Here is a 9003-nt window from a genome sequence, read left to right as displayed (position 1 = left end):
GCGGGGGGCGCTCGTAAGGGTACTCAGGCTCGCGGCCGATGACGGTGATGGTTCCGGTGAACCCGTTCTGGCGCAAGGCAATGGCGCACTGCGCCCCGCCATGACCCGCTCCCACGATGACGACGTCCGATGTTTTCATGCGGACAGCAGTTCCCGCAATTTAATCGCCCGGTCAATGCCCTGTACGACATGATCGCAATAGATGCCGGGCAAACAGGCGCTCGCCTCTCCCCGACAGCGGGCGCGCCTCAGGCCGTCCCCGCCGCCGCGCTATCCTGGCCCACTACGTCCATGGTCAGTTCGAGCGAGCGGATCTGTGCTGCCGGATCGTAAGTCGCGACGCTGACGATGAGCTCGTCGGCACCGGTACGGGCGATGAACGCTTCGATCTCCCCACGCACCGTCTGCGGAGTGCCGATCGCGCTGACCGAGCGGACCTGCTCCAGCATCGCCCGTGCCGAGCCAGGCAGGCTGGCGCGGTAATCGCGAACGGGCGGCAGCAGGCGGCCGGGATTGCCGGTCCGCAGCGCCACGAAGCTCTGGTCCGTCGACGAGGCAAGGTAGTGCGCCTCCTCGTCGGTGTCGGCTGCCACGACGTTGATCGCGGCCATGAAGTGGGGCTGCTTCAGCGTTTCGGAAGGCTGGAAGCGCTCGCGGTAGACGCGCGCGGCCTCGTCGAGCGCGGCGGGCGCGAAGTGCGAGGCGAAGGCATAGGGCAGGCCCAGCATCGCCGCGAGCTGCGCGCCGAACAGGCTCGAGCCCAGGATCCACATCTCCACGTCCGCGCCGGCCGCCTGCGGCGAAGGCACGCCGCCCGCCGCCTGCCCGGCGAAGCGCGCCTGCAGTTCGACGACATCGTTCGGAAACCGCTCGGCCGCCGCATGGATGTCCTTGCGAAGTGCCTGCGCAAGGCGTCCGTCCGCACCCGGTGCCCGCCCGAGGCCAAGGTCGACGCGGCCTGGAAACAGCGCCGCCAGCGTGCCGAACTGCTCCGCGATCACGTAGGGCGTATGATTGGGCAGCATGATGCCGCCCGAGCCGATGCGGATCGTCGAGGTGTGGTTGCCAAGATGCGCGAGAACCACCGAGGTCGCCCCCCCGGCGATGCCCTCCATGCCATGGTGCTCGGCCACCCAGTATCGCTTGTACCCCGCGCGCTCGGCCGCCTGGGCGGTGCGCACGGTGATGTCGAGAGCCTGCGCCACGGTGCCGCCTTCGCGCACGGTGACCAGATCGAGGACGGAAATGGGGATCATGGCACTGCCTTCGTTGTCGTGTCCGGCCCCAGCTGGGACAGGTACTGCTTCGCGGTGGCGGCGGCATCGCTGCCCGCCCCGGCGGCGAGCACGGACTGCCAGCTGCGCCGTGCGGCTTCCTCGTTGCCCGAGAGCATGGCGATCACCCCGGCCTCCAGCCCGATCTCGGGATCCTGGGGGGCGAGCGTGGCCGCCTTCTCGATCTGGGCCTGCGCCTGCGCCAGCTTGTCTTCGCGGCGCGAAAGCGTGGCCGAGAGCAGCCAGGCCTGCGCATTGCCGGGCTGCGCCGCACGCGCTTCGGCAAGGGCCGCGGCGGCCTCGCCCGTCTGCTTCACGCCGACCAGCGCGCGGGCGCGGTCCAGCGCGATCGAGGCGGTGAGTTCCGCATCGCCAATGATCTTCGCCTCGGTCGCAGCCGGGCCGAGCAGAGCGATCGCCTGCCCGGGCTGGCCGGAAGCGAGCGCGGCATTGCCGGCCATCGCGCCAAGCCGGGCCCGGCTGGAGTGATCGGCGACGTCCGCCGCATCGCGCGCGGCGACGAAGGCGGAACGCGCCTCGTCCCAGCGGTCAAGCGCGCTGAGTGCCGCGCCGAGGCAAAGCCCCGCGCGCACCCGCTCGCGCCCGATGGCATTGCCCAGCGCGGCCTGCGCCAGTTCGGCGGAGCGCTGGGGATTGGCCTCGACCGCGTTCATGCAGCCACTGCCTGCCCCTCCGTTTGCCCCCCCGCCTGCTCCCGATGTTGGCAGACGGACCACCTGCGCCTCGCGGGCGCGGCGGGCGGCCTCCGCGTCCTTCTTCTCGATGATCTCGATCGGCAGCGACGAGGCATAGGGATTGGCCGTGCTCGGCAGCGCCGAGGCAGGGCCGACCTGGGCCACGAGCGGGAGGAGAAGGGACATGAGCGGCATCAGGGGTCAGGACTCCGAAGGGGCTGCCGGCGCCGGAACGGTGACTTTGGGCAGCACCAGTTCGGCTACCGTGCGTAGCAGCAGGCGGATATCGCCATCGCGCGAGAGGCGGTGGTCCCCGTCCTTGATGAGCGTGACCTGCACGTCGGCTGAACGCAGCGCCTGCGCCAGCTGTAGCGAGATGTCGAACGGCACGTCGGCGTCGCGCTGGCCGTGCAGCAGGCGCACGGGTGCATCGATCGCGATCTCGCCGCCGAGCAGGAGGTTCGCCTGCCCGTCTGCCCAGAAAGCGGGGTGGGTCGGGGTCGGCTCCGGGCCATAGGGATTGTCCTCGAAGATGGTCTCGCCATCGGCGAGCATGGCCTTGTCCATCTGCGGGATGCCCCAATCGGTAAAGTCCGGCGCAGGCGCGATGCCGACGAGGCCCGCCAGCCTTTCGCCAAGCGCGAGCCCTGCAAGCAGCATCACCCATCCGCCCATCGACGAGCCGACAAGGACGATCTTCTCGTCCGTCTCCAGCGCGGAGACGAGCGCCAGCACTTCCTGGGTCCAGCGCGAAAGCGTGCCCTCGCCGAAATGCCCCGGGCTCTCGCCGCAGCCCGAGTAGTCGAACAGGAGGCACGGTAGCCCGCCCGCCTGCGCCATTTCGAACAGGGCGCCCGCCTTGGACCCGGTCATGTCCGACATGTAGCCGGGCAGGAAGACGATCACCGGCCCGGTCCCCGGCGTGAAGCGATAAGCGATGGAGCGACCGTCCGAGAGGTCGAGGAAGCGCGTGGAAGTCATGGAGGCCTTAGTGGGAACGAGGGGGCACAAGGGCAAGGCGCGAAGGCCCAAACACTTGCGCGCGCCGGTGACGGGGATGTCTCGGCGCGCCGTTTGCCTATTTGGTTCCACGTGGAACACACGAGGATCGCCACTCCCGACTGGACGCGGCGAGGATAATCCGATCTTAAAGCCTTCCTGCCAATCATCCGGGCCGCCATGAACGCCAAGGTCATCCATTTCCCGACCCGTCCCACGCGCCTGTCGCTGCGGCTGGACTGGTTCGCCACCGACCGTTCGGTGCTGCTCGGCATCTGGGCGCTCTACTTCGCCTTGCGCGCGGCGGTGCTGCTGATCGATGTCGTGCCGAGTTCAGACGCCGAATGGTACTACCTGCGGGCGGCAAGCCTTGCCGCCGGGCACGGCTACCTCGACAATGCGGGACAGCCCACCGCGTTCTGGCCGGCGGGATGGCCCATCGCCCTCAGCCTCGTGTTCTCGCGCTTCGGGACCTCGCTGGTGGCGCTGGGCCTGTTCAATCTCGCCGGTTCCATGCTGATCGGGCTGGCGACGCTGGTGCTGGGACGGCGGCTGTTCGGCTCGGAAGGCGCGGCAAGGGCCGGACTGCTCCTGCTCGCGGTCTATCCCAACGCGATCGGCTATGTGCCGCTGGCGCTCACCGAAGTGTTCTATACCGCGCTGCTGATGGCGGGTTGCTGGGTGGTGGTGACGCGCACCAACCGCTACCAGCTGGTGAGCGCGGGGCTGCTTTTCGGCCTGGCGACGCTGGTGAAGGCGCAGACGCTGGTGGTCGTGCCGCTGCTGTTCGCGATCGACTGGCTGCGCATGGGGGATCGCTGGCGCCGGCTTCCCGGTCTGCTGGCGGAAGGCCTGATCGTGGTGGCCCTCGCGGCGCTGACGGTGCTGCCCTGGACGATCCGCAACCACACGCAGCTGGGTCACTGGGTGCCTGTTTCCACCAACGGCGGCTATACCCTGCTGACCGGCAACCACGACGATGCCACCGGCGACTATACGCCCGACACGCCGGTGGTGAAGGAGCTCATGGCCCGGCCGGGGCTCGACGAAGTGGAACGCGACGCAGAAGCGCGGCGCCTCGGCCTTGCATGGATGACCGCCCATCCCGACCGCTTCCTGGAACTCGTCCCCCGCAAGCTCATGCGCCTGTGGTTGCCCGATGGCGAGGCGGAGTGGGCCTACCAGGCCGGCGCGCCCGGCTACGAACGTTTCGCGCTCGTCTACCGCGCCGTAAGAGTGGTGAACCAGGGCTTCTATGTCCTGTTGATGCTGGCGTTCGCCGCCGCGTTCTTCGTGATGATCGCCCGTCGCCGGCGCGATGGCCAGAAGTGGATGGGCTGGTGGCTGCTGCCCTATGGCATCGCGCTCTACCCGACGCTCGTATGCGTGGTCTTCTCGGGACAGTCGCGCTTCCACTATCCGGTCATGCCGTGGATCTGCATGACGGCGGGCTGGCTGGCGATGACCGTGCTCGGCCGCATGAGCGAGCGGCGCATCCCGCGCCGGGCGCTGCACTGAGCCTCTCAGTAGAGCGGCGTACCCCGTACTTTCAGGACCAGCCTGCTGCCGGGCGGGACGGAGACGACGCCCGCTTCGGCCCGCTCCTTTCGCGGGGCATCCGGAAGGCCCAGCGCGAAAGCGGCACCGACCGCAAGCGCGAGCGCGGCGGTGATGGCTACGCCTCTCCTGCTGCGCCCGTGCGGTCCCATCGCCCTTACTCGCCCCTCTGGAAGATCTCTTCGATCGCCATACCAAAGAGATCGGCGATGCGGAAGGCGAGCGGGAGCGAGGGATCGTAGCGCCCGGTCTCGATCGCGTTCACGCTCTGGCGCGAGACTTCCAGCCGCTCGGCCAGGTCCTGCTGGCTCCAGCCCCGCTCTGCGCGAAGCACCTTGAGGCGGTTCCTCACCGGTCCCTCCAGCGGTTGATCGCGGTGCCAAGACCCAGCCCGATCGCCCAGACGGGCAATGCCGCCCAGCCCGGCACATGCGGCACCAGGCCGAACGTCTCGAGGAATCCCCAGACCGTCGCCAGCGCGAGCAGCAGCCCAGTCGCCATGAGAGAGGCGTTGACCACCTTCATGCGCAGGTATTCGTCCTGCTCCTCGATCAGGTAGCGCGCCATGGTCCATACCAGGTAGAGGATCGGCAGCGCCGGCAGCACCGCCAGCACCCAAAGCAACGGACCTTGCGCCTGAAGGGACTTCGCGCCGATCACCGCGACCGCCAGCAACAGCACGTAGCTGAATGTCCAGACCATGCCCCGGCGATTGTAGCGCCGCGTCGCGGGAGACAGCGCGCCGGAGGCCGCCTGTGCCCGCTCCGTCGCGCGCATGAAAGGCACCGCCAGCAGCAGCGGCGGAAACATCACCAGCATCGAAGGGACGGGCGGCAGGTCGAACCAGCGCGCGGCGAACCCGGTCCCGAACATGCCCAGCAGGAATGCAGCTCCCCAGAGCCAGGCGGATCGGGAGGCAGTGGCCTGGCTGTTCATGCCGTGCGTCCTTGCGGGATAGTGAATCGCATCAGTCATGCTTCCTTGTCTTCATGTAAAGCAAGGTTGTCATTTGATGACTGGTTTGTCAAGCGTCATTGACACGGCACTCGGATCGCCGGCTTGGCCGCTCCTCTGCCGCGCACAAACGGGGATGACTCTTGCGCTGCCAGTCGCTACATCGGCCCGCGATGAAGCAAGCGCTCACCACGACCACTACCGCGACTACCCGGCCCGCCCGGGCACGGTCGGTCGCGTCCTGAGCACGCGAGCCACCGTCGCCCGGGTTCCGGGCGAGTTGGCGTCACTCCCCCGGAACGAAGCTTTTTAGCCGACGCCGCACCTTCACCCGGAGGCGCGCCTGTGCCATGGCGCGCTGGAACCCGGCTACGGGAAACGAGAGACGAGCCCACGCATGTCCGAGATGTTCAAGATCAGCCTTCCCGACGGTTCCATCCGCGAGATGCCCGAAGGCTCCACCCCGGCTGACGTTGCCGCCGCCATCGGCCCCGGTCTCGCCAAGGCGGCCCTCGCCGCCCGCATCGACGGCGAACTGGTCGACCTGTCGCGTCCGTTCACCGGCAATGCGCAGCTTGCGCTGGTGACCAGCCGCGACGAAGCCGAGGCCCTCGAGCTTGCGCGCCACGACTATGCGCACATCCTCGCCGAAGCGGTGCAGGCGCTGTTCCCGGGCACGCAGATCACGTTCGGCCCCTCGACCGACGATGGCTTCTACTACGACTTCGCGCCCAGGGATCGCCCCTTCACGGACGACGACCTGCCCGCGATCGAGGCGGAGATGCGCCGCATCATCGCCGCCGACAAGCCGCTGCGCCGCGAGGTCTGGGACCGCGAGCAGCTGATCAGCCGCTGGAAGCAGCAGGGCGAGACGTTCAAGGCCGAGTGGGCCGCCGAACTCCCCGGCGACGAGCCGCTGACGGTCTACTGGTCGGGCGAGGACTGGCTCGACATGTGCCGCGGCCCGCACCTGCCCTCCACCGGCAAGCTGGACCCGGCCGCATTCAAGCTGACGCGCGTGTCCGGCGCCTACTGGCGCGGCGACCAGAAGAACGCGATGCTCAGCCGCATCTACGGCACCGGCTGGCTCAACAAGAAGCAGCTTGCCGCGCACCTCACGCGCCTCGAGGAAGCCGCCAAGCGCGACCACCGCAAGCTCGCCGTGGAGATGGACCTGTTCCACCTTCAGGCCGAAGCCCACGGCTCGGTGTTCTGGCATCCCAAGGGCTATGTCATCTGGCGCGAGCTGGAAGCCTACATGCGCCGCGCCATCGATGGCGCCGGCTACCGCGAGGTGAAGACCCCGCAGGTCATGGACGCGCGCCAGTGGGAGCAGTCCGGCCACTGGGGCAAGTACCGCGAGAACATGTTCGTCATCCCCGACGAGGTTCCCAACGTGGCGGACGAAGGCCCTATCGTATCGGACGAGGCCGAGTGGATGGCCCTCAAGCCGATGAACTGCCCGGCGCACGTCCTGATCTTCCGACAGGGCATCAAGTCGTACCGGGAGCTGCCGCTGCGCCTGTACGAGAACGGCTGCTGCCACCGCAACGAGCCCCACGGCGCGCTGCACGGGCTGATGCGCGTGCGCCAGTTCACGCAGGACGATGCGCATATCTTCTGCCGCGAGGACCAGATCGTGGGCGAAGTGCAGGCGTTCTGCGAACTGGCGGACCGGGTCTACAAGGACTTCGGCTTCACGTACTCGATCAAGCTCGCGCTGCGCCCCGAGAAGCGCTTCGGCAGCGAGGAGATGTGGGACAAGGCCGAGGACGAACTGCGCGACGCGGTCGTCAGGGCCGGGCTCGCCACCGAGGAATACGGCTGGGAAGAGCTTCCCGGCGAAGGCGCCTTCTATGCGCCCAAGCTGGAATGGCACCTGACCGACGCGATCGGCCGCACCTGGCAGGTCGGCACGATCCAGTCCGACCGCGTCCTGCCCGAGCGCCTCGATGCGAGCTACATCGGCGAGGACGGCGAAAAGCACCGCCCGGTCATGCTGCACCGCGCGATCTTCGGCTCCTACGAGCGCTTCATCGGCATCCTGATCGAGCATTTCGCCGGCAAGCTGCCGGTCTGGCTCGCCCCCGTTCAGGCGGTGGTCGCCACGATCGTCTCCGATGCCGACGGCTATGCCAGTGAAGTGGCGGCGAGGCTCAGGGCGGCCGGCGTGCGCGTGGAGACTGACCTTCGCAACGAGAAGATCAACTACAAGGTGCGCGAGCATTCGGTCCACAAGGTCCCGCACCTCCTCGTCGTGGGCAAGCGCGAGGCCGAGGAAGGCACCGTCGCCCTTCGCACGCTTGGCGCCGAGCACCAGAAGGTCATGACTCTCGACGAGGCGATCGCCCTGCTGAAGACCGAAGCCACGGCGCCGGACCTGCTGTGATCCGCCCGGGTGGCCCTGCCGACGCGCCGCGCGCCTTCGCGATCTGGCGCGCAGCGGTGGAGGCCACCCACGGGTTCCTGTCCGACACCGACCGGGACGAGATAGCCGCGAGCGTCGAGGCCATGCTGCCCCGTGCCCCCCTCTGGATCGCCGAGGATGCGAACGGCGGGGCGCAGGGCTTCATGATCTACGCGGACGGCACGATCGAGGCGCTCTTCGTCGATCCCTCGTCCCATGGACAGGGCTTTGGCTCCGCCCTCCTCGCGCATGCGCTGTCGATCGAGCCTGCTTGCCGTGTCGATGCGAACGAGCAGGCCGACAATGCCCTGCCATTCTACGAAGCGCGCGGTTTTACCCGCATCGGCCGCTCTGCCTGCGACGGCGACGGGCGGCCCTATCCCATTATCCATCTGCAACACGGAAAACCATCATGATCCAGCGCGAACTCCTGGACACCGCCTGGATCCCGGACGGCGAGAAGCTGGAGCTGTTCCGCCACGACCAGGACTTCATGATCGTCCTTGGCCACAACGAGCTGATGAGCAGCCGCAAGTGGGGGTCGGAGGAAGCCTTGGCGACGATGGCGTGGGACCGCATCAAGGGATCGAGCAAGCGCCCGCACATGCTGATCGGCGGCTACGGCATGGGCTTTACCCTGCGCGCCGCGCTCAAGGTGCTGCCTGCCGATGCCCGGGTGACCGTGGTCGAACTCGTGCCCGAGATCATCGAGTGGGCGCGCGGCCCCATGGCGCACATGACCCAAGATTGCCTGGAAGATCCGCGCGTCACGCTGCTGATGGGCGATGTCGCCACGGTGATCGGCTCGGGCCTTGGCGATTACGACGCCATCCTCCTCGATGTCGACAACGGGCCTGACGGGCTCGTGCGCGAGGACAACAACGTCATCTATTCCAAGGCGGGCCTGCGGGCCGCGAAGCGCGCACTGACGACTGACGGCGTGCTTGCGGTATGGTCGGCCGGGCCCGACCCGGCGTTCACGCGACGGCTCGAGAACGCCGGCTTCGCGGTGGACGAGCGCAAGGTTGCCGCCCGCAGCAACGGCAAGGGGCCCAAGCACGTGATCTGGTTCGCCTCCGCACGCGAGTAACGCCGCTTCGGCCCTGCGCCAAGCGCA

11 protein-coding genes are annotated in these 9003 nt (G+C 68.2%); 4 read left to right on the top strand and 7 right to left on the bottom strand.

The window, feature by feature from the left end:
- The 4 genes from GR702_RS18170 to GR702_RS18155 form a co-directional block, all read right to left on the bottom strand.
- On the bottom strand, positions 1-139 hold a 139-nt coding region (locus GR702_RS18170; RefSeq protein ID WP_160987133.1), incomplete at its 3' end, for an FAD-dependent oxidoreductase.
- Between the two features lie 109 nt (positions 140-248).
- Positions 249-1256 (bottom strand): LLM class flavin-dependent oxidoreductase, encoded by a 1008-nt coding sequence (locus GR702_RS18165; RefSeq protein WP_160987132.1) that lies wholly within the window; start codon positions 1254-1256, stop codon positions 249-251.
- The gene (locus tag GR702_RS18160; protein WP_237449794.1) at positions 1253-2155 is read right to left on the bottom strand and encodes a tetratricopeptide repeat protein; all 903 of its coding nucleotides are present in this window, start codon (positions 2153-2155) and stop codon (positions 1253-1255) included. The genes GR702_RS18165 and GR702_RS18160 overlap by 4 nt, the downstream gene beginning before the upstream one ends.
- A gap of 15 nt (positions 2156-2170) precedes the next feature.
- Positions 2171-2950 carry an alpha/beta hydrolase gene (locus tag GR702_RS18155; RefSeq protein WP_160987130.1) on the bottom strand — a complete coding sequence of 260 codons (780 nt, stop codon included), beginning with the start codon at positions 2948-2950 and terminating at the stop codon, positions 2171-2173.
- A gap of 198 nt (positions 2951-3148) precedes the next feature.
- On the opposite strand from GR702_RS18155, the gene GR702_RS18150 reads away from it, so the two are divergent.
- Positions 3149-4486, top strand: coding sequence for an ArnT family glycosyltransferase (locus GR702_RS18150; protein ID WP_160987129.1), 1338 nt, complete (start codon positions 3149-3151; stop codon positions 4484-4486).
- A 5-nt stretch (positions 4487-4491) separates the two neighbouring features.
- Here the strand turns inward: GR702_RS18150 and GR702_RS18145 are convergent, their stop codons facing one another.
- Genes GR702_RS18145 through GR702_RS18135 form a run of 3 tightly spaced genes read right to left on the bottom strand, consistent with a single transcriptional unit; the run spans position 4492 to position 5500 of the window.
- Positions 4492-4677 (bottom strand): hypothetical protein, encoded by a 186-nt coding sequence (locus tag GR702_RS18145; RefSeq protein WP_160987128.1) that lies wholly within the window; start codon positions 4675-4677, stop codon positions 4492-4494.
- Between the two features lie 5 nt (positions 4678-4682).
- Positions 4683-4877, bottom strand: coding sequence for a helix-turn-helix domain-containing protein (locus GR702_RS18140; protein WP_160987127.1), 195 nt, complete (start codon positions 4875-4877; stop codon positions 4683-4685).
- Complete coding sequence (locus tag GR702_RS18135) at positions 4874-5500, bottom strand: hypothetical protein (RefSeq protein ID WP_237449793.1); 627 nt, start codon at positions 5498-5500, stop codon at positions 4874-4876. Before GR702_RS18135 ends, GR702_RS18140 begins: the two co-directional genes overlap by 4 nt.
- Positions 5501-5876: 376 nt before the next feature.
- Between GR702_RS18135 and thrS the strand changes: the two genes are divergently transcribed.
- Genes thrS through GR702_RS18120 form a run of 3 tightly spaced genes read left to right on the top strand, consistent with a single transcriptional unit; the run spans position 5877 to position 8976 of the window.
- A complete protein-coding gene (gene thrS, locus GR702_RS18130) occupies positions 5877-7868 on the top strand; it encodes a threonine--tRNA ligase (protein WP_160987126.1) in 1992 nt (663 codons plus the stop codon).
- On the top strand, positions 7865-8302 hold the full coding sequence (locus GR702_RS18125) for an acetyltransferase (RefSeq protein WP_160987125.1): 438 nt from the start codon (positions 7865-7867) through the stop codon (positions 8300-8302). The genes thrS and GR702_RS18125 overlap by 4 nt, the downstream gene beginning before the upstream one ends.
- Positions 8299-8976 carry a spermidine synthase gene (locus GR702_RS18120; protein WP_160987124.1) on the top strand — a complete coding sequence of 226 codons (678 nt, stop codon included), beginning with the start codon at positions 8299-8301 and terminating at the stop codon, positions 8974-8976. Before GR702_RS18125 ends, GR702_RS18120 begins: the two co-directional genes overlap by 4 nt.
- Positions 8977-9003: the final 27 nt, after the last annotated feature.

This window comes from Novosphingobium silvae (assembly GCF_009856825.1).
GTDB lineage: Bacteria > Pseudomonadota > Alphaproteobacteria > Sphingomonadales > Sphingomonadaceae > Novosphingobium > Novosphingobium silvae.
Note: the sequence above shows the minus strand (reverse complement) of the source record. Positions and strands in the feature narration are given on the sequence as shown.

Coding starts and splice junctions, on each gene's coding strand:
- GR702_RS18165 (WP_160987132.1), bottom strand. CDS start 1,256: ATGATCCCCATTTCCGTCCTCGATCTGGTCACCGTGCGCGAAGGCGGC.
- GR702_RS18160 (WP_237449794.1), bottom strand. CDS start 2,155: ATGTCCCTTCTCCTCCCGCTCGTGGCCCAGGTCGGCCCTGCCTCGGCG.
- GR702_RS18155 (WP_160987130.1), bottom strand. CDS start 2,950: ATGACTTCCACGCGCTTCCTCGACCTCTCGGACGGTCGCTCCATCGCT.
- GR702_RS18150 (WP_160987129.1), top strand. CDS start 3,149: ATGAACGCCAAGGTCATCCATTTCCCGACCCGTCCCACGCGCCTGTCG.
- GR702_RS18145 (WP_160987128.1), bottom strand. CDS start 4,677: ATGGGACCGCACGGGCGCAGCAGGAGAGGCGTAGCCATCACCGCCGCG.
- GR702_RS18135 (WP_237449793.1), bottom strand. CDS start 5,500: ATGACTGATGCGATTCACTATCCCGCAAGGACGCACGGCATGAACAGC.
- thrS (WP_160987126.1), top strand. CDS start 5,877: ATGTCCGAGATGTTCAAGATCAGCCTTCCCGACGGTTCCATCCGCGAG.
- GR702_RS18120 (WP_160987124.1), top strand. CDS start 8,299: ATGATCCAGCGCGAACTCCTGGACACCGCCTGGATCCCGGACGGCGAG.